This window comes from Paracoccus hibiscisoli (assembly GCF_005048265.1).
Classification (GTDB): Bacteria; Pseudomonadota; Alphaproteobacteria; order Rhodobacterales; family Rhodobacteraceae; genus Paracoccus; species Paracoccus hibiscisoli.
This window is the reverse complement of sequence record NZ_SUNH01000015.1, coordinates 95187-114869: the sequence shown is the minus strand read 5'-3', so window position 1 is coordinate 114869 and position 19683 is coordinate 95187. Positions and strand designations below refer to the sequence as shown.

At 69.2% G+C, this 19683-nt stretch carries 20 protein-coding genes; 5 read left to right on the top strand and 15 right to left on the bottom strand.

All coding sequences use genetic code 11. From position 1 onward, the window contains the following. Positions 1-2: 2 nt before the first annotated feature. From mltG to nth, 4 genes are all read right to left on the bottom strand, one after another. Positions 3-1184, bottom strand: a complete 1182-nt coding sequence (mltG, locus tag FA740_RS11910) for an endolytic transglycosylase MltG (protein WP_211243698.1) — start codon at positions 1182-1184, stop codon at positions 3-5. Beyond that, complete coding sequence (gene fabF / locus FA740_RS11905; protein ID WP_136856994.1) at positions 1184-2446, bottom strand: beta-ketoacyl-ACP synthase II; 1263 nt, start codon at positions 2444-2446, stop codon at positions 1184-1186. Before fabF ends, mltG begins: the two co-directional genes overlap by 1 nt. 169 nt (positions 2447-2615) lie before the next feature. Then, entirely contained in the window at positions 2616-3629 is a 1014-nt protein-coding gene (locus FA740_RS11900) for an adenosine kinase (RefSeq protein ID WP_136856993.1), read from the bottom strand. Beyond that, on the bottom strand, positions 3626-4288 hold the full coding sequence (nth, locus tag FA740_RS11895; RefSeq protein ID WP_136856992.1) for an endonuclease III: 663 nt from the start codon (positions 4286-4288) through the stop codon (positions 3626-3628). Before nth ends, FA740_RS11900 begins: the two co-directional genes overlap by 4 nt. 234 nt (positions 4289-4522) lie before the next feature. Here nth and FA740_RS11890 point away from each other — a divergent pair, with 234 nt between their 5' ends. Both FA740_RS11890 and FA740_RS11885 read left to right on the top strand, forming a co-directional pair. Further along, positions 4523-5188, top strand: a complete 666-nt coding sequence (locus tag FA740_RS11890) for a YiaD family glycine zipper/OmpA-like lipoprotein (RefSeq protein WP_136856991.1) — start codon at positions 4523-4525, stop codon at positions 5186-5188. Positions 5189-5281: 93 nt separating this feature from the next. Further along, the gene (locus tag FA740_RS11885) at positions 5282-6064 is read left to right on the top strand and encodes a FadR/GntR family transcriptional regulator (RefSeq protein WP_136856990.1); all 783 of its coding nucleotides are present in this window, start codon (positions 5282-5284) and stop codon (positions 6062-6064) included. Positions 6065-6124: 60 nt separating this feature from the next. Here the strand turns inward: FA740_RS11885 and FA740_RS11880 are convergent, their stop codons facing one another. From FA740_RS11880 to FA740_RS11860, 5 genes are all read right to left on the bottom strand, one after another. Then, positions 6125-6694, bottom strand: coding sequence for a F0F1 ATP synthase subunit B (locus tag FA740_RS11880; RefSeq protein WP_136856989.1), 570 nt, complete (start codon positions 6692-6694; stop codon positions 6125-6127). Further along, positions 6691-7326 (bottom strand): F0F1 ATP synthase subunit B', encoded by a 636-nt coding sequence (locus tag FA740_RS11875; protein WP_136856988.1) that lies wholly within the window; start codon positions 7324-7326, stop codon positions 6691-6693. Before FA740_RS11875 ends, FA740_RS11880 begins: the two co-directional genes overlap by 4 nt. Positions 7327-7401: 75 nt before the next feature. Beyond that, complete coding sequence (locus FA740_RS11870) at positions 7402-7638, bottom strand: F0F1 ATP synthase subunit C (protein ID WP_042244507.1); 237 nt, start codon at positions 7636-7638, stop codon at positions 7402-7404. An 85-nt stretch (positions 7639-7723) separates the two neighbouring features. Further along, the gene (locus FA740_RS11865; RefSeq protein ID WP_136856987.1) at positions 7724-8431 is read right to left on the bottom strand and encodes a F0F1 ATP synthase subunit A; all 708 of its coding nucleotides are present in this window, start codon (positions 8429-8431) and stop codon (positions 7724-7726) included. Positions 8432-8475: 44 nt separating this feature from the next. Beyond that, positions 8476-8850, bottom strand: a complete 375-nt coding sequence (locus tag FA740_RS11860; protein ID WP_136856986.1) for an AtpZ/AtpI family protein — start codon at positions 8848-8850, stop codon at positions 8476-8478. Between the two features lie 200 nt (positions 8851-9050). Here FA740_RS11860 and FA740_RS11855 point away from each other — a divergent pair, with 200 nt between their 5' ends. Genes FA740_RS11855 through FA740_RS11845 form a run of 3 tightly spaced genes read left to right on the top strand, consistent with a single transcriptional unit; the run spans position 9051 to position 11195 of the window. After that, positions 9051-9407, top strand: a complete 357-nt coding sequence (locus FA740_RS11855; RefSeq protein ID WP_136856985.1) for an ArsR/SmtB family transcription factor — start codon at positions 9051-9053, stop codon at positions 9405-9407. Further along, complete coding sequence (locus FA740_RS11850) at positions 9391-10269, top strand: PfkB family carbohydrate kinase (RefSeq protein ID WP_136856984.1); 879 nt, start codon at positions 9391-9393, stop codon at positions 10267-10269. Before FA740_RS11855 ends, FA740_RS11850 begins: the two co-directional genes overlap by 17 nt. Next, positions 10266-11195, top strand: a complete 930-nt coding sequence (locus FA740_RS11845) for a pseudouridine-5'-phosphate glycosidase (protein ID WP_136856983.1) — start codon at positions 10266-10268, stop codon at positions 11193-11195. The genes FA740_RS11850 and FA740_RS11845 overlap by 4 nt, the downstream gene beginning before the upstream one ends. Here FA740_RS11845 and FA740_RS11840 read toward each other — a convergent pair. The 6 genes from FA740_RS11840 to FA740_RS11815 all read right to left on the bottom strand — a co-directional run bounded on the left by FA740_RS11840 (position 11180) and on the right by FA740_RS11815 (position 19623). Next, entirely contained in the window at positions 11180-12253 is a 1074-nt protein-coding gene (locus FA740_RS11840; RefSeq protein ID WP_136856982.1) for a patatin-like phospholipase family protein, read from the bottom strand. The two genes, FA740_RS11845 and FA740_RS11840, sit on opposite strands and share 16 nt — an antisense overlap. An 81-nt stretch (positions 12254-12334) precedes the next feature. Next, positions 12335-13318, bottom strand: coding sequence for an aldo/keto reductase (locus tag FA740_RS11835; protein ID WP_136856981.1), 984 nt, complete (start codon positions 13316-13318; stop codon positions 12335-12337). Between the two features lie 42 nt (positions 13319-13360). Further along, positions 13361-14488 (bottom strand): peptide chain release factor 2, encoded by a 1128-nt coding sequence (gene prfB / locus FA740_RS11830; protein WP_136856980.1) that lies wholly within the window; start codon positions 14486-14488, stop codon positions 13361-13363. 153 nt (positions 14489-14641) lie between these two features. Next, the gene (locus FA740_RS11825) at positions 14642-17188 is read right to left on the bottom strand and encodes a penicillin-binding protein 1A (protein WP_136856979.1); all 2547 of its coding nucleotides are present in this window, start codon (positions 17186-17188) and stop codon (positions 14642-14644) included. A 75-nt stretch (positions 17189-17263) separates the two neighbouring features. Continuing rightward, the gene (locus FA740_RS11820) at positions 17264-18490 is read right to left on the bottom strand and encodes an N-acetylmuramoyl-L-alanine amidase (RefSeq protein WP_136856978.1); all 1227 of its coding nucleotides are present in this window, start codon (positions 18488-18490) and stop codon (positions 17264-17266) included. Then, a complete protein-coding gene (locus FA740_RS11815) occupies positions 18487-19623 on the bottom strand; it encodes a pyridoxal phosphate-dependent aminotransferase (RefSeq protein WP_136856977.1) in 1137 nt (378 codons plus the stop codon). Before FA740_RS11815 ends, FA740_RS11820 begins: the two co-directional genes overlap by 4 nt. Positions 19624-19683: the final 60 nt, after the last annotated feature.

The window sequence follows — 19683 nt, the reverse complement described above, 5'->3', positions numbered from 1 at the left end:
GTTCAATCCGCGGTCTGCACCGGGCTGTCCGCCGGCAGACCCTGCCGCCGCTCGATCTCGCGCCAGCGGGCAACGGCGGCGTTGTGTTCCTCCAGCGTGCGGCTGAACGCATGCCCGCCGGTACCATCGGCCACGAAATACAGATAGTCCGTCTCATCGGGGTTCAGCGCGGCCCGGATCGCGGCACGGCCCGGATTGGCGATGGGCGTCGGCGGCAGCCCGTCGATGCGATAGGTGTTGTAGGGCGTGGTCGTGTCCAGCTCCGACCGCCGCAGCCCGCGATCCAGAATGCCCTGTCCGTTCGTCACGCCATAGATCACCGTCGGGTCGGTCTGCAGCCGCATCCCCTGTCGCAGGCGGTTCACGAAGACGCTGGCCACCTGCGGACGCTCGGCCGCCTGCCCCGTCTCCTTCTCGACGATCGAGGCCATGATCAGCGCCTCCTCCGGCGTGTCATAGGGCATGCCAAAGGGCCGCGCCTCCCATTCCTGCGCCAGGATCGCCGCCTGACGGCTGGCCATCTGCGCCAGGATCGCGTTGCGGTCGGCGCCCCGCTCCAACAGATAGGTGTCGGGGGCCAGGCTGCCCTCGGCGGGGGTCTGGGCCACCTCTCCGGTCAGGAAATCGGCGGCCTTCAGCGCCTCGACCACCTGCCAGCTGGTGACGCCCTCGGCCATGACCAGCGACAGGCGCACGCCCGGCTGCTCCTGCGCGGCCACGATCGGCGCGGGACGCTCGCCCACGGCGGGGTTCCAGCGCGCGACCTCCTCATAGGCCCCGGTCTCGGGGTTGGTGTCGCGCAGCAGCACGGTGTTCTCGCGCACGCCCACGCGCACCACAACCTCGGTCCCGCAGGTCGAGGGGCCGCCCGCCGTCACCGTCTCGACGATCTGCTCCATGCTGGCGCGCGGCGGCATCAGGAAGCTGCCGAATTTCAGATCGCGCGCCTTGTCCATGTAATCGGCCCCGGCGCGAAAGATATAGGCGTTCGAGATCGCACCCTGCGCCGCCAGCTGGTTGCTGACCGCGTTCAGGCTGGCCCCCGGCGCGATCTGCACGCATTGCGCGACCGCACTCGGGCCCGGCCCGCTGAATTCGCGCTTGGCCCAGGCCACCGCCGCCGCCGCCCCGATCAGCAGCACGATGGCCAGCGTCAGAAAGTTCGAGGCGATGTTGCGCCAGATCATCCCTCGACCTTCCCCAGCACCAGGCTGGCATTGGTCCCGCCAAAGCCGAAGCTGTTGGACAGCGCGATATCGATCTTGCGGCGCACCGCGGCATTGGCCGCCAGGTCCAGCTTGGGCGCCACGGCCGGGTTGTCCAGGTTGATCGTCGGCGGGCAGATCTGGTCGCGGATCGCCAGCACGCAAAAGATCGCCTCGACCGCGCCTGCGGCACCCAGCAGGTGGCCGATGCTGGATTTTGTGGACGACATCACTGCGCCTGCGGCCGCATCGCCCATCAGACGCTCGACCGCACCCAGTTCGATCGTGTCGGCCATGGTCGAGGTGCCATGCGCGTTGATGTAATCGATCCGGTCCGGCGTCAGACCCGCCGACCGCAGCGCGGCCTCCATCGCGCGGTATCCGCCATCGCCATCCTCGCTTGGCGCGGTGATGTGATAGGCATCGCCCGACATGCCGTAACCCAGCACCTCGGCATAGATCTTGGCGCCGCGCGCCTTGGCGTGCTCGTATTCCTCCAGCACGACGACGCCCGCGCCCTCGCCCATCACGAACCCGTCGCGGTCCGCGTCATAGGGGCGGCTGGCCGCCTGCGGATCATCCGCCCGCTTTGTCGACAAGGCCTTGCAGGCGTTGAAGCCCGCGATGCCGATCTCGCTGATCGGGCTTTCTGCGCCGCCCGCGATCATCACGTCGGCATCGCCATAACGGATCATCCGCGACGCGTCGCCGATGGCATGGGCGCCGGTCGAACAGGCGGTGACGACCGCATGGTTCGGCCCCTTGAACCCATAGCGGATCGACACCTGACCCGAGATCAGGTTGATCAGCGCGCCCGGAATGAAGAACGGCGACACCCGCTTGGGCCCGCGTTCCTTGATCAGCACCGCGGTTTCCGCGATCGAGGTCAGCCCGCCGATCCCCGACCCGATCATCACGCCGGTGCGCAGGCGGCTTTCCTCGTCGTCGGGCATCCAGCCCGCGTCCAGTACCGCCTGATGCGCCGCAGCGACCCCGTACAGGATGAAGTCATCCACCTTGCGGCGGTCCTTGGGCTCCATCCAGTCATCGGGGTTGAAGGTCCCGTCGCTGCCATCGCCCACAGGGATCTCGCAGGCGTATTTCGTCACCACCTGCGACGCGTCGAACCGCGTGATCGGCCCGGCGCCGGACTTCCCGGCCAGCAGACGCTCCCACGTCGCCTCGACGCCAGACGCCAGCGGCGTGACCATCCCAAGCCCGGTGACAACAACCCTGCGCATCGGCAATTCCTTCAGCTGCTCGCATTTTGCGCCGTGATACACGCGTGCCCGCCCTGGCGCAACGTCACGAAACCGCGACAACGCGCGGGGGTCCGGGGGGCGCGCGCAGCGCCCGCCCGGCGGGGGGTGCGGGGGGCTGGCCCCCCGCCTGCGTCGCGGGACGCAAGCCTCAGACCAACCCCTCGGCCCGGAACCGCGCCAGAATGTCGCCCTGCGGCCGCGCGCCCACATGCCCGATCACCTCGGAAGCCGCGATGCAGCCCATGCGCCCCGCCACGTCCAGGGGCCGCCCCGTGGCCAGCCCATAGATCAGCCCCGCCGCGAACTGGTCGCCCGCCCCGGTCGCATCCACCGGCACCACGCGCTGCACAGGCACGCAGGCCCGCTCGCCGTCGCGGATCAGGATCGCGTCATCGCCGGACCGGGTGCAGATCACCGTGCCGCAATCGGCGACCGCCAGACGCAGCGCCTCGTCCAGATCCTCGACCTGGTACAGCGCCTGCCATTCATGGACGTTGCCGATCACGTAATCCATCGGACCCGCGACCAGACGGCGAAAATCCTCGCGGTGCCGGTCCACGCAGAACGGGTCCGACAGCGCGATCCCGGCCTTGCCGCCCGCCGCGTGACAGCATTCGGCGGCCTTGAGGAACGCGGCCTTGCCCTTGTCCTTGTCGAACAGATAGCCCTCCAGGAACAGCCAGCCCGCGCCGTCGAACACCTCGGGTGCGACCTCCTCGGGGCCCAGCTCGGCCGAGATGCCCAGATAGGTGTTCATCGACCGCTCGCCATCCGGCGTGACAAAGATGATCGTGCGCGAACTGGGCAGCCCCGCCCCCGCCACCGGCGCATTCACGAAGCGCGTGCCCGCCCCCTCGGTCTGGCTGGCGTAAAGCTGCCCGATCTCATCATCGGCCACGCAACCGATAAAGGCCGTGCGCAGCCCCAGCCCGCCGATCCCCGCCAGCGTGTTCGCCACGCTGCCCCCCGCGACCATGCGCGCCTGATCGCGGCGCGCGGAATGGTCGTCGGCCTGCGCGGCCATCAGGTATTCCGACCGCTCGCGGTCGACCAGCTGCATGATGCCCTTGGTGATCCCCAGGGCCTCCAGCCGCGCGTCCTCGGTGGGGGCGATGATGTCCATGACGGCATTGCCGATGCCGATGACATAGGGGGTGCTCATGCGGTCTTCTCCTCATAGGGGCACAGGTCGCGGATCGGGCAGATGCCGCAGCGGGGTTTTCGCGCCTGGCAGATATAGCGCCCATGCAGGATCAGCCAGTGATGCGCATGGGCCTGGAACCGGGCGGGGACATTGTCCTCGATGGCGCGCTCGACCTCGTCCACGTCGCGTCCGGGCGCGATGCGGGTGCGGTTGCCGACGCGAAAGATATGCGTGTCGACCGCCTGCGCCGGGTGGCCGAAGGCGCAGGACAGCACGACATTCGCGGTCTTGCGCCCCACGCCGGGCAGGCTGGTCAGCGCGGCGCGGCTGTCGGGCACCTGGCCGTCATACTCCTCGACCAGAATACGCGACAGGGCGATGACGTTCCTGGCCTTCTGGCGGAACAGGCCGATGGTGCGGATATGTTCGGTGACGCCCTCGACGCCCAGCTCCAGCATCTTGGCGGGCGTATCGGCCACCGCGAACAGCCCGCGCGTGGCACGGTTCACGCCCACATCGGTCGCCTGCGCCGACAGCGCCACGGCCACGACCAGCGTGAAGGGGTTCACGAACAGCAGTTCGGTTTCGGGCGCCGGATTGCCCTCGGCCAGCCGCGAAAAGATCGCGACCTGATCGGAGAACGGCAAGGCGGGCGGCAGACGACGGGACAGGGCCATGCCCCCGCTTTTGACCGCCCCGCCCGCGCAATGCAAGCGGGCCCCGGCACACAAGGTTTTCAAAGCGTTTCCAGTGCCCTCCACGAAACAGTGACTTTCCTTTGGCGCGGAACTGCGACAGCGTGCCACGCGTTGACGGCATATCCCGGAATCAGCCCCTGTCGGGCCGCGGGACCGCCAATGCAGACCCGGCGCGGCGACCATCGCCCGCCCCCACCAAGGAAAGGGAGCCCCATGAGCCTCCGCAAGACCTCGATCCTGGCCGTGTGTGGCCTGACCCTGCTGGGCGCCTGTGCCCCCGCGATGACCGATACCGGCGCCGCCGGCATGAGCCGCACCCAGCAGGGCGCGCTGGCGGGCGCAGCCGTGGGCGCGCTCTATGGCGGCACCCGCGACAGCGACGGCAGCAACCGCAGCCGTGACGCCGCCCGTGCGGCCATCGTCGGCGCCGCCGCCGGTGCCGTGGCCGGCAACATCTTGGACCGTCAGGCAGCCGCGCTGGAACAGTCGATCAGCAACCCCAACGTGCAGATCGTCAACCACGGCAGCTACCTGCAGGTCGTGATGCCCGACGGCATCCTGTTCGCCACCGGCTCTGCCGCCGTGTCGGGCCCGGCGCAGACCGACCTCTATGCCGTCGCGCGCAACCTGAACCAGTATCCCAACAGCCGCGTCGAGGTGATCGGTCACACCGACAACACCGGCAGCGCCGCGCTGAACCAGGACCTGTCGCAGCGCCGTGCGCAATCGGTCGCGGGCATCCTGGCCGCCGCAGGGGTCGCGCAGAACCGTCTGGCCGCCGCGGGCCGCGGCTTTACCCAGCCCGTCGCCTCGAACGCGACTGAGGCAGGCCGTGCCCAGAATCGCCGGGTCGAGATCCTGATCCGTCCGACGCAGTAAAGGCCGCATCGGGGCCGGGCCATGCGCCCGGCCCCTTTTCCCCGCGCCGGCCCGGCCCTAGGATGACCACCCCGACAGCCCGGACCCGCCGCCATGACCGATCCCGACAGCCCCTTCCACCCCATCGACGCCGCCCGCCTGTCGGACGCGGTCGTGGCGCAGATTGAAGCACTGATCCTGCAGGGCGTGCTGCGCCCCGGTGAACGCCTGCCCGGCGAACGCGACCTGGCCGAACGCATGGGCGTCAGCCGCCCGTCGCTGCGCGAGGCGCTGGCCGCGATGCAGGCCGACGGGCTGCTGGTCGCCCGCCCCGGTTCGGGTGTCTTCGTGGCCGATGTGCTGGGCAGCGCGTTCTCTCCCGCGCTGGTCCAGCTGATCGCGCGGCATCCGCAGGCGGCCGATGACTATCTGACCTTTCGCAAGGATCTGGAGGGGCTGGCCGCCGAACGTGCCGCCATCGCCGCGGGCGACACCGACCTTGAGGTTCTGGACCGCATCGTGCAGGCCATGCGCCACGCCCATGCCACCCCCGACCCCCAGGCGGAGGCCGCGCTGGATGCCGATTTCCACATGGCCATCGTCGAGGCCAGCCACAACCTGATCGCGCTGCACATGATGCGCGCCATGCAGGACCTGCTGCGCCAGGGGATGCTGTTCAACCGCCCCCGCATCTTTGCCAGCCCCGATCTGCGCGACCGCATCCTGGACCAGCACATCGCCATCAATGACGCGCTGCAGATGCGCGACGGCCCCCAGGCCCGCGCCGCGCTGGAGGAGCACCTGGATCTGGTGGCCCAGACCCTGTCCGCACAGCGCCGCGCCGACGATCATGCGGCGGTGGCGCGGCTGCGCCTGCACAACCGCCCCGGTTCCTAAGGAAAAGGCCCCCGGCGCGGGTGCGGCGGGGGCCTTAGGGATCACTGTCCGATGGTGATGTCAGTTCAGGCGACGCGCCACGTCTGCGATGGCGTCGTCGATCCCGGCCGACCGCTGACCGGCACGCACCTGATCCGCCAGGATCTGGGACGCTGCCGCGATAGACGCAGCCACGGCGCGGTCACGGACCGCACGCACGGCGTCGCTCTCGGCGCTGGCGATCTGGTCCTGGGCCGCCTGCAGGCGACGGTCGATGGACCGGGCCAGATCCTCGCGGGCCTTGGCGGCTTGGGCCTCGGCTTCGCGCTTGGCATTGGCCACGATCTGGTCGGCCTGCGTCTTGACCTCGCGCGAGCGACGCTCGTAGCTGGCATAGATCTCCTGCGCTTCCTCGCGCAGGCGGCGGGCCTGCTCCAGGTCGTCGCGGATGCCCTCGGCCCGCTTGTCCAGCAGGCCGCCCAGCAGCGCGGGCACCTTGAAATAGACCAGCACGCCGATGAAGGCGAGGAAGGACAGCAGCACGATGAAATCGGTGTTGCGCAGCGAGAAGAACCCGTAATCCCCCGCCGCGGCCATGGCCGGTCCCGCGGTCAGGCCGGTCACGGCCAGCGTTGCGATCATGCGGTTCATTGCACGGCCCCCTTCATGCGCCCGTCCAGGGCGGCGCCCACCGTGGCATCGTCGGCCTGGCCGCCGAAGGTGCGGACCAGCTCGGCGGTGACGTCCTGCGCCACGTCGCGCGCGCTGACATCGGCGGATGCACGGACGGCACGGATGCGCGTCTCGGATTCGGCGGTGCGGGCGGCGATTTCGGCATCGGCCTTGGCGATGGCCTCGTCCAGCTGCGCCTGGATCTGGGCGCGGTTCTGGGCGACGATGGTCTGCGCCTGCGCGCGGGCATCGGCCAAGGCCTTGTCATAGGCAGCCTCGGCCTCGCGGGCCTTCAGCTTGAATTCTTCTGCGGCCATCAGATCGCCGGTGATGGCGCCCTGGCGGTCCGACAACACGGACGCGATACGCGGCAGGGCCACGCGCGACAGCACCAGATACAGGACCACCAGGGTGACGACCAGCCAGAAGATCTGGTTGCCGAAGGTGGTGATATCCAGCTGCGGCAGGCCCGCGGCTTCGGTGGCGTAACCGGCGCCTTCGACCCCATGGGCCGCGGCATCCGCGCCGTGGGCGGTGGCATCGTCGATGACGATCGCGCCCTCAGTGGTTTCGACCGCGGTGGTGGCGGCCTCTTGCAACAGGCTGAACATATCCTACCCCATGGCCTTGGAACGAACGAAGGGGCGGGGGACAGACCCCCACCCCGCCGCAAGGATGGCCGTGGATCAGACCGCGAACATCAGCAGAAGCGCGACCAGGAACGAGAAGATCCCCAGTGCTTCCGCGAATGCCATGCCGATGAACAGCGTGGCGGTCTGGCCGGCGGCGGCCGACGGGTTGCGCAGGGCACCGGCCAGGAAGTTGCCGGCAACGTTGCCCACGCCCAGGGCGGCCATGCCCATGCCGAACGCGGTCAGGCCGACGCCGATGTACTGGCCCAGTTCTCCGATATTGCCTTCCATGGAAATTCTCCTTGCGGTTGGAAGTTGGTCGATCGTGGTGGATGCGGTCCCGACAGGGACCGCGCAGGGGCTGCGGACCGTCGCCTCAGTGCGACGGGTGCAGCGCGTCCTTGAGATAGACGCAGGTCAGGATGGTGAACACGTAGGCCTGGACGATGGCGACAAGCACCTCGAAGGCATACATCCCGACAACCGCGACGATGGCGATGGGGGCGACGGCGGCAATGGCCGCGAAGCCCGCGAAAACCTTGATGACCGCGTGACCGGCGATCATGTTGCCCGCCAGACGAATGGACAGCGACAGCGGACGGACGAAGTAGCTGATGACCTCGATCACGGCCAGCACCGGACGGACCGCCAGCGGCGCCGAGCGCACCCAGAACAGGTCCAGGAAATGCGCGCCGTTCTTGGCGAAACCGATGATCGTCACGCCGAAGAACACCGCCAGGGCCAGAACGCCGGTGATGGCGATGTGCGAGGTGACGGTGAAGGCCATCGGCACCAGACCCAGCAGGTTGGCAAAGACGACGAACATGAACAGCGTCAGGATATAGGGGAAATACCGCAGGCCTTCCTTGCCGGCGATGTCCTCGATCATCTTGTGGACCAGGCCGTAGGCCATCTCGGCCACCGACTGCGCGCGGTTCGGGACGATGGCGCGGCCACGGGTGCCCAGAACCAGCAGCGCGATGGAGGCCAGCGCGGTCAGCGCCAGCCACAGCGTCACGTTGGTGGGGGTGTACCATGCCACCGGGCCGTTACCGAACAGCGGCGAGACCACGAACTGGTCCATGGGGTGAAATTCAAGGCCGCCGCCAGTCGCTTCCGTCGCCACGATCAATCCCTCTCGTCACTGCCCGGCTCGTGGCCGGATGTCTTGTCCTCCGGCGCGGTGCCGGGTTTCCTGTCAAGCTCGGAGGCGGTCCGCATCATCGATTTGACGCCGGCCGCCAGGCCGAGAAAGATGAACAGGACCATCATGAAAGGCATCGTGCCCAGCAGATAATCCAGCCCGTAACCGACCACGAAGCCCAGGCCCAGCCCGGTCACCAGCTCGATCACCATGCGCCAGGCAAGGTTCGCCTGTTCATATTTCCCCATCGGGCCGGGCCCGGAGGGTTTCGGTGTCAGGGCGGCCAGCTTGGCCTCCAGTGCCCGCAGGCGGTCGGCATCCGCCGTCCGATCCGCATCGCCCTGGGGTTTTTCGGCCATCTGTCACGCCCCCGACGTCGTTGGGCGCTGTCTAGGGGCTGGGGCCGCCCAAGTCAAGCCGCACCGACCATTCCGCAACCCCCTGATTTGACGCGCATTAATTGCGAACCCTGCTGTGGGCGCGGGCTTGCAATCGCCGCGCGGCGGCGTCATCATTCAACCGCCCGGTTGACCATTCCCCGATCCGAAAGCCCGCACCCATGACCCCGCCTGCCCCGCCGGACCGGCTGGACCTGATCTTTGCGGCCCTGGCCGACCCCACCCGACGCCGCGTCCTGTCGATGCTGCTGGAGGATGACATGGCCGTCAGCGACGTGGCCGAGCCGTTCCAGATGAGCCTGGCCGCGATCTCCAAGCATCTGGCGGTGCTTGCAGCCGCCGGTCTGATCCGTCAGGAGAGGCGCGGACGGATCACGTGGTGCAAGCTGGACCCGGACGGGATGCGCCGGGCCTCGGTCTGGATGCAGGGGTTCGGCCAGTTCGACCCGGTAGATCTGGACGATTTCGAACGCTTTCTGGATGTCCAGCTGAGGAGCGATGATGACCAAGACGCCTGACGTGCTGTGCATTGGCGCGATGCTGTGGGACGTGATCGGCCGCGCGCCGCGCCGGATGGCGCCGGGTGCGGACGTGCCGGGCCGCATCCGGCACCTGCCGGGCGGCGTCGCGCTGAACGTGGCGGTCGCGCTGGCGCGGTGGGGCATGACGCCCTCGGTCCTGTCCGCCGTGGGCCGCGATTCCGAGGGCGAGGGCCTGATCGCCGAGGCGCAGCGCCTTGGCGTGCTGACCGATCACCTGACGCGCGACGCGGGCCTGCCCACCGACTGCTATATGGCCATCGAGGACAGCGAGGGGCTGATCGCCGCCGTGGCCGATGCGCTCAGCCTGGAGCTGGCGGGCGCGGCAATCCTGGCGCCGCTGGACGCCCTGCCCGTCTGGACCGGCCCGGTCGTCCTGGACGGCAACCTGACCGAGGAGCTGCTGTCGGCCATCGCCCGCGATCCGCGCCTGATGCGCGCCGATCTGCGCGTGGTGCCCGCCAGCCCCGGCAAGGCCGAGCGCCTTGAGCCGCTGATCGCCGCGCGGCGCGGGTGCTTTTATCTGAACCGCCTTGAGGCCGAGATCCTGGCCGGGCGCGCCTGCGCCGACGCGGCCCAGGCCGCCGAGGCGGTCGTCGCGCGGGGTGCTGCCCGGGTGCTGGTCACCGACGGCCCGAACCTGGCCGCCGAGGCGATCGCCGGTGGCCCGACCCTGACCCATCAGCCCCCCAAGGTCACCGTGGAACGCGTGACCGGGGCGGGCGACTGCTTCCTTGCGGCCCATCTGGCCGCCGAACTGAAACTGATGCCGCGCGACGAGGCCCTGCGCCAGGCGGTCCGTGCCTCGGCCGCGCATGTCTCCGGAAAGGATGTCCCGTGACCCACACTGCCCCCCTCACCTATCCCCCCGAGGTTCGCGACGCGCTGGATCGCGGCCTGCCCGTGGTGGCGCTGGAATCGACCATCATCACCCACGGCATGCCCTGGCCGCAGAACCTGGAGATGGCCGAGAAGGTCGAGGCCACCATCCGCGACGGTGGCGCGGTCCCCGCGACCATCGCCGTCATGGGCGGCCAGATCCATATCGGCCTGACGCCCGAGGCCCTGCGCGCCCTGGCCCAGACCCCGCCCGCAGAGGCCATGAAGCTGAGCCGTGCCGATCTGGCCGTCTGCATCGCGAACGGACGGACCGGTGCCACCACGGTCGCGGCCACGATGATCTGCGCGCAGTTGGCAGGCATCAAGGTCTTCGCCACCGGCGGCATCGGCGGCGTGCATCGCGGGGCCGAGGACAGTTTCGACATCTCGGCCGACCTGCAGGAGCTGGCGCAGACCGCCGTGACGGTCGTGGCCGCCGGTGCCAAGGCGATCCTGGACCTGCCCAAGACCTGGGAGGTGCTGGAGACCCTGGGCGTGCCGGTCATCGCCTATGGCCAGGACGATCTGCCGGCCTTCTGGTCGCGCGCCTCGGGCATCCGCGCGCCGCTGCGCATGGACACGCCCGAAGACATCGCCGCCGCCGCCGCCATGCGCGCGGCCCTGGGCCTCAAGGGCGGCCAGCTGGTCGCCAACCCAATCCCGGAGGCTGCCGAGATCCCGCAGGACCAGATCATGCCCGTGATCGAACAGGCCCTGTCCGAGGCCGCGGCCCAGGGCATCGCTGACAAGGCGGTGACGCCCTTCCTGCTGGGCCGGATCTTCGAGCTGACCGAGGGACGCTCGCTGGACAGCAATATCGAACTGGTGCTGAACAACGCCCGCCTGGCCGCGCGGATCGCCGCCGCGATGGCTCAGCCGGTGGCGTGATCGAAGCTGCGCTTGAACATGGCCGACAGATCGACGCTGTCGGCCTTGTTCAGCTTGTCGGCATGCTGCTCCAGGAAGGTGTCGGCGGCCACGCGTCCGGCCCCTTTCATGATGGCCAGCTTGTGCGCGCCGGGCATCAGCTTTGACCGGGCGGACAGGTCGTTCATCAGCGCGTCGTCCATGATCATGTGGATCAGCACGTTCTTCATCGGGCTATCGGTCAGGCGGTTCTCCAGATGCAGCCGCTTGACGAAGTTGATGGCGCGCAGCTGCGACATCAGGCTGCTGTTGAAGCTGACCTCGTTCACGCGGTCGGAAATCTCGACCGGGGTGCGGGGCAGCGTCTCGCGGATCATCGGGTTCAGCGCGACGATGACCACGTCATCGGGATAGCGCGACGGATACAGCGGATACAGCGCCGGGTTCCCCGCATAGCCGCCATCCCAATAGGCCTCCAGCCGCCCGGTCTTGGGGTCGTGGATCTCGACCGCCTGGAACAGCGTCGGCAGACAGGCCGAGGCCATGACCGCATGGGCATCCGCCTCCGCGCCGGTAAAGACGCGGATCTGGCCGGTCCGCACATTGGTCGCGGCCACGAACAGGTCCGGCCCGGCATCGGCGGTGAAATCGGGATGGGGCAGCCCGCGCAGCACCGCCGCCAGCGGGTTCGTGTAGAACGGCCCGTAATCATAGGGGCTGACCAGGCGGGTCAGGTTGTCCAGCCAGGCGGCGGGGGAAAACACCTCGGTCAGGCGCTGGAACCCGCGCCCCATCGGCATCAGCGAATTGATCCAGCGGATCACGCGGTTGTCGCTCATGGTGCCGACCTCGGACCAGAGCGCGTCCAGATTGTCGCGCGCGGCCTGCTGCCCGGCCCGCCCCCGACCCGCCGCCAGCCCCGCCTTGAGCGCGGCCCCGTTCAGCGCACCGGCGGATGTGCCGCTGATGGCCGCGACCTCCAGCCAGGTCTCATCCAGCAGGCGGTCCAGCACGCCCCAGGTGAATGCGCCATGCGCGCCGCCGCCCTGCAGGGCCAGGTTGATGCGTTTCTGTTCCATGGAGCCCTCAATGATGCAGTTGCAGCATGATACAAGCCCTGCAACGGCTGGCAAGTTCCCTGTTTACGCCGCAGCGCAGCATCACGACCAGCCCTCCGGCCCCACGGCCATCGCCTGCCCGTATCGCGGCCCATGCGCCCATCCTGCAGGCAGCAGCCGGTCGATCTGGTCCAGCGCCGCGGCATCCAGCCGCAAGGCCGCACCGCGCGCGATCTGGCGCCAGTGATCCAGGCTGCGCGATCCGGGCAGCGCGATGACATGCGGCGCGCGCGACAGAACCCAGGCGATCGCCACGGCGGCGGGGCATTCGCCCCGGTCCCGCGCCCAATCGCCAAAGGCCCGCAGGCGCGGCAGGTTGCGCGCCCAGTTCTCCGGCTGGAACCGCGGCATGGTGATGCGCAAATCGCCCGGCGCAAAGCCCGCCGGGTCAGGCGGCGCATCCCCGAACACGCCCCGCCCAAGCGGAGAGAACGCCACCAGCGCGGCGCCATGCCGGGCGCAGGCGTCGGTCATGCCCAGCTCGACCTGGCGCGACCACAGCGAATATTCCGACTGGACGGCGGCGACCGGACCCACGGCGCAGGCGCGCTCCAGCGTGGCGGGGGCGACCTCGGACAGGCCGATGGCGCCGATCTTGCCCTCGTCCCGCAGGCGCATCAGCGCCTCCATCGCCTCCTCGACGGGGCGGGCGGCCTCGCGGCGGTGCAGGTAATAGAGGTCGATCCGCTCGACCCCCATGCGGCGCAGCGACCCCTCCAGCGCGGCACGCAGATAGGCGGGCGAATTGTCAAAGGGGTGGTCGGGGTTGCGGGTGATGCCCGCCTTGCTGGCGATGGTCACGCGGCCCTTGTGGCGGGCCAGCACCGGCGCCAGCAACGTCTCGGCCCCGCCCGCGCCATAGACGTCCGAAGTGTCGATATGGTCGATCCCCATCTCGATGCAGGCGTCGATCACGGCAAGGCTGTCGCGCGGATCGGCCGCGCCATAGGTGCCCATGAAGTTCATGGTGCCCAGGGCCACCGCGCCCACCATCGGGCCGCCCTGCCCCAGCTGCCTGCGTTCCATCACCCCTCCGACGACAAGGGGCGCCACAAGGGCGCCCCGATCTTAGCTTTCGGCATTCGCCTCGGCGCGGCTTTTCCCGGCCACGTCCAACGCCAGCGTCGCGGCCATGAAGCGGTCCAGATCGCCGTCCAGAACGCCCTGGGTGTCGCTGGTCTCCTCGCTGGTGCGCAAATCCTTGACCATCTGATAGGGGTGCAGGACATAGCTGCGGATCTGGTTGCCCCAGCCCGCATCGCCCTTGGCGGCGTGCTGGGCGTTCACCTCCGCGTTGCGGCGGTCCAGCTCCATCTGGTACAGGCGCGCCTTCAGCGCGGCCATGGCGTTGGCGCGGTTCTGGTGCTGCGACTTTTCCGACGACGTGACGACGATGTTTGTAGGCAGGTGGGTGATGCGCACCGCCGAATCCGTGGTGTTGACGTGCTGGCCGCCCGCCCCCGACGACCGATAGGTGTCGATGCGGATGTCGCGGTCGGGAATGTCGATCTCGATATTCTCGTCCACGACCGGATAGACCCAGACCGAACTGAAGGACGTATGCCGCCGCGCCGCGCTGTCATAGGGGCTGATGCGGACCAGCCGGTGAACGCCCGATTCCGACTTCAGCCAGCCATAGGCATTGTGCCCGGTGATCTTATAGCCGGCGCTGCGGATACCGGTCTCATCGCCCGCCGTCTCGGACAGCAGCTCGACCTCATAGCCCTTCTTTTCGGCCCATCGCACATACATGCGTGCCAGCATGGAGGCCCAGTCACAGCTCTCGGTACCGCCCGCGCCCGCGTTGATCTCCAGGAAGGTATCGTTGGCATCCGCCTCGCCGTTCAGCAGCGCTTCCAGCTCCTTCTGGGCAGCCAGCTTGGCCAGCGCCTTGAGGTTGCCCTCGGCCTCGGTCACCAGATCGGCATCGCCCTCGGCCTCGGCCAGCTCGACCATCTCGGCATTGGCCGACAGGTCGTCCTCGATCCGGCGATAGGTCTCGATCGCGTCCGACAGGGACTGGCGCTCGCGCATCAGCTTCTGCGCGCGGGCGGGGTCCGACCACAGGTCGCCATCCTCGATCATGGCGTTCATCTCTTCCAGACGATGCGGCGCGGTGGTCCAGTCCAGGCGCTGACCCAGCAGGGTCAGGGAACGGCGGATGGCCTCGATGGTGGACTGCGTCTCGGCGCGCATGGGCAGGTTCCTTCGGTCTGGCGTCAGGTCCGGGGTGATACCGCGCCGCGCGCCCTTGGGCAAGACCACCGCTCGGGCCCCGCGCGACGCGAACGGGGGGTGCGGGGGGCAGTCAGCCCCCCGCCGTCGCGGGACGCAAACCGCTCGACCCCGTCAATACAGCCCGCCCGAGGACATGGTCCCGAAATCGGTGCGCTGCGGGATGACCCGGCTCTCTCCGGTCGAGGTCGTGATCGCCCGGCCCGCGCCGCTGCTGGCTCCGGCCTCCCAAGGCAGGATCACGACCTCGTCGCCAAAGCCAGACACCACAAAGGGCGCCAGCCAGTCGGGGTCGGTCCCGTCGCGGAAATACTCCGCGATCACGTTCGGCCCGCTGGCATCGTCGGGCAGGCGCTGGCCGGTCAGCCGGTCGATCTTGACCCAATAGCCGCCCGGAGGCACCGCGAAATCGGTGCCGCCATATTCCGCCACCGCCTCGCGCATGAAGGCGTTGAATACCGGCACGCACAGCGTTCCGCCGAAGGCCCGCTCGCCCAAGGTCCGCGGCTGATCGAACCCCAGATAGCAGCCCGCCACGATATTGCTGGAATAGCCGATGAACCACACGTCCTTGGCGTCATTGGTGGTGCCGGTCTTGCCCGCGATGGGCACCGGCAGGTTGACGCCCGACCCCGACCCGCGCGTCACCGCGCCCTGCAGCATCGAGGTCAGCTGATAGGCCGTGACCGCATCCATCACCCGTTCCCGGTTGCTGTCGATCACCGGCCCCTGCCCCACGGGCATGGCCTGCATCTCGCAGGTCCGGCAGACGCGCTGGTCGTGGCGATAGACGGTGCGCCCGCGCCGGTCCTGCACGCGGTCGACCAGCGTGGGCTCCACCCGCTCGCCGCCATTGGCGAACATCGCATAGGCCGCGACCATCTTGAACAGCGTCGTCTCCTGCGCGCCAAGCGCATTGGCCAGGAACGGCGACAGTCGGTCATAGACGCCGAAATCCTCGGCATAGCGGGCGACCTGATCCATGCCGATATCGTCGGCGATGCGGATGGTCATCAGGTTCCGCGACTGCTCGATGCCTGTGCGCAGGGGCGTCGGCCCGTAATGGCGCCCCGAGCTGTTCTTGGGCTCCCACAGGCCCTGGGGCGTGTTGATGCGGATCGGCTCGTCCACCACGATCGTCGCGGGGGTATAGTTGTTGTCCAGCGCCGCGGCATAGACGAAGGGCTTGAAGCTTGACCCCGGCTGACGCTGCGCCTGCGTGGCGCGGTTGAAGACGCTGCTCTCATAGCTGAAGCCCCCCTGCATCGCCAGCACGCGCCCCGTGTTCACGTCCATCGCCATGAAGCCGCCCTGAACCTCGGGCACCTGACGCAGCGACCAGCGCTGAAAGCCGCCCTCGCTCATCATCGCGCGGACCAGCACCACGTCGCCCGGCTGGACCAGATCGCCCGCGACCTGCGCGCGGGCACCCGCCCGGCCCGTCTCGCGGTCCAGGGGCCGCGCCCAGGTCACGTCGCTGGCTGGGATCCAGTGGCCGTCGCCGTCCTCCTCGATGCCCTCGATGCCGATGCGGGCGTCGCGGGCGCCCACCTCCAGCACCACCGCCGGGTGCCAGCCCGGAATGTCGCGCGGCAGGCGCAGGTCCCACAGCGCCCCGCGCCAGCTGGCCTCATCGGTCAGCAGCCCGGCCTCGATCACCTCTCCGGTGCCGCGCCAGACGCCGCGGTTGCGGTCGTAATCCTCCAGCGCGGTCTGCAGGGCGCTGGCGGCCTCCGACTGCAGCTCGGGGTCCACCGTCGCGCGGATGGTCAGGCCACCGCCAAAGAACTCCTCCTGGCCGAACTCGCGGCTCAGCTGGCGGCGGATCTCGTCGGTGAAATAATCGCGCGGCGGCAGCGCCCGGCGAAAGGACGGAAAGTCGCCGTTCTGGACCGAACGCAGCGGCAGCGCCGCCTCGGCCTCATAGGTCGCCTGGTCGATATAGCCGTTCTGCCACATCTCGCGCAGCACATAGTTGCGCCGTTCGGTCACGCGCTCCTTGGCGGTGACGGGGTGATAGCGGCCCGGCGCCTGCGGCATGGCGGCCAGCATCGCGGCCTCGTGGGGGGCCAGCTCGGACAGCGATTTGTTGAAATAGGTCTGGGCGGCGGCAACCACGCCAAAGCTGTTCTGGCCCAGAAAGATCTCGTTCAGATACAGCTCCAGGATCTGGTCCTTGGACAGGCTGCGTTCCAGCCGGGCGGCCAGGATCAGCTCCTTGACCTTGCGTTCGACGCTGCGGTCGCTGGACAGCAGGAAATTCTTCATCACCTGCTGGGTGATGGTGGACGCGCCGCGCACGCTGGCCCCGCCGGTGACTGCTGCCTCATAGGCGGCCGACAGGATGCCGCGCAGGTCATAGCCGGGGTGGGAATAGAAATTCTTGTCCTCGGCGCTGACGAAGGCCTGCTTGACCAGGTCGGGCACCTCGTCGATGGGCACGAAGATGCGCCGCTCCTCGGCGAATTCGTCGATCAGCTGGCCTTCGGCGGAATAGATGCGGCTGATGGTCTTGGGCGCGTATTGGGCCAGCGTCTCGTGGCTGGGCAGGTCGCGCGAATAGATCCAGAAGATGCCCCCGACGGTCAGGGCGGCAAAGAACACCCCCGTCACCACCCAGGAAAAGATCGCACCAAAAAAGGACAGGATGGGTCGCAGCACGGGGGTCGGCCTTTCGGGGGTTTCGCGCCCCCTATAGCGTCGCGCGGCGCAGCGGTCAAAGCAACACTGGGTGTGCTAATGACGCAAAAGCCCCGCGCGGGCCTGTTCGTCGCGCCACCAGCCGGTCGTGGCCTCGGCCACCGCCTCGACCATGCGGGCGCGCCATTCGGGGTCGGTCAGGTTCGCAAGGTCGGTCTGGTCCGAGATGAAGCCCAGCTCCAGCAGGACCGACGGGATATCGGGCGATTTCAGCACGGAAAACGCCGCCCCCTGCACCGGCCGCCCATGCAGCCCGATGCCGCGCAGCGCCATGCGCGAGGTCAACAGCCTCGCAAAGGCCTCGGACCGGGGCTGAGTGTCGGTGCGCGCGAAATCCATCAGCACCGTGGCCAGCGTGTCATCCTGCCCGCGCAGATCCATGCCCGCCAGCAGATCGTCGCGCTGGTGCCGCAACGCCAGCTGCGCCGCCGCCCGCCCGTCCGAGGCGGGGTTCCAGACATAGACCGTGGCCCCCGCCGCCTGCCCCTGCGGCAGCGCATCGGCATGCAGCGACAGCAGCAGATGGGCGCCCGCCTGCCGGGCGGCGGTCATGCGATCCTCCAGCCGGACATAGACATCGCTGTCGCGGGTCATCGACACGGTGACGCCCCGGGCCTCCAGCGCGCGGCGCAGCTCCTGGGCAAAGGTCAGGACCAGGGCGGCCTCGGTCTCTCCTCCGGCCTGGGCGCCGGGGTCGAAGCCGCCATGGCCGGGGTCCAGCGTCACCGCAAGGCCCGGCGCGCGGGGCGGCGGCTCGGGCAGCTGCGCCGGATCGGGCAGGTTGCGCAGCGCCGCAGCCGCCGAAGGGCGGGGCGCGAAATCCTCGGGCGCGACGGGGTCCAGACCGATCTGCAGCCGCGCCTCGGGACCCTGGGTGCGCAGACCCGCGCGGGCCACGCGATAAGGGCCGGGCAGCTCGATCACCAGCCGCGACCAGCCGCGCCGAAAGCTGCCCCACCGGATCGCGGGGGCCAGATCCTTGCCGAACAGCTGCGCGGGGTCCAGCCCGGCCAGATCGACATCGCGCAGGTCGATCACCAGCCGCGCGGGCTCGCCCACCAGAAAGGCCCGCCACGGCACCGGTCGATCCAGCGTCAGCGCAACCTCCAGCGGTGCGGGGCCGAACAGGCGGTGCCACCAGCCCTGCGGCGCCTGCGTCAGGGACGAGCCGCCCAGAACCAGCCGCCCGGCCTCCTGCGCCTGCGCGGGCGCGCCCGGCCACAGCGCCAGCACCAGCGCCAGGATCAGCGCCACTGCCCTCATCGCGCCGCCATGAAGGCGGTCAGGCGGGCCAGCCCCTCGGCGATGTCCGCCGTCGCGCGGGCATAGGAGAAGCGCAGCGTCCGCCGCCCCCGGTCGGGGTCGAAATCCAGCCCCGGCGTGACGGCGACCCCGGCCTTGTCCAGAATCTCGGCCGCAAAGGCCACGGAATCATCGGTCAGATGCGACACGTCGGCATAGATGTAGAACGCCCCCTCGGGCGGGGCGATGCGGTCGAACCCCGCGCGCGGCAGACCCTCCAGCATCAGGCGGCGGTTCTCGGAATAGACGGCGCGGTTGGCCTCGGCCTCGGGGATGCAGTCCAGGGCGGCCAGCGCCGCGACCTGGCTGGCATGAGGCGGACAGATGAACAGGTTCTGCGCCAGCCGTTCCACCGTGCGGATCATGTCCGGGGGCACGACCATCCACCCGACGCGCCACCCGGTCATGGAAAAGTATTTGCTGAAAGAGTTTACGACCAGAACCTCATCCGTCACCTCAAGCGCGGAATGGCAGCGGTCGCCATAGGACAGCCCGTGATAGATCTCGTCCGAGATGACGGCCATGCCCCGCGCGGATGCCGCCTGCGTCAGGGCCGACAGCTCGGGCACGGTCAGCACCGTGCCCGACGGATTGCCCGGCGATGCCAGGATCAGTCCCTGCGCATCATCGGGCAGATCGCCGGGGCGGGGCTGGTAACGGTCCTCGGGGCGCGTCGGAATGCCCACCGGGGTCAGCGACATCGCGCGCAGGATCTGGCGATAGCTGGGATAGCCCGGATAGCCCATCGCCACCCGGTCCCCCGCATCGAACAGCGCAGAAAACGCCAGGATGAACGCGCCGCTGCTGCCGGGCGTCACCACGACCCGCGCGGGGTCCAGATCGACCCCGTACCAGCGCCGATAGAGGTCCGCGATGCCCTGCCGCAGCGCGGGCAGGCCCAAGGCCACGGTATAGCCCAGGGGCTGTTCCAACGCGCCTGCCAGCGCCTGGCGCGCGCCCAGGGGGGCGGGGGTGCCGGGCTGGCCGACCTCCATGTGGATGATGTGGCGACCGGCGGCCTCGGCACGGGCCGCCGCCTCCATCACGTCCATCACGATGAACGGGTCAACCTGTCCGCGCAGGGAATGTCGCATGGCTCGGCCTCATTTTTGCCCCGTGATAGCGCGGGACGCGGCGACGCTCCAGTTCTTTAC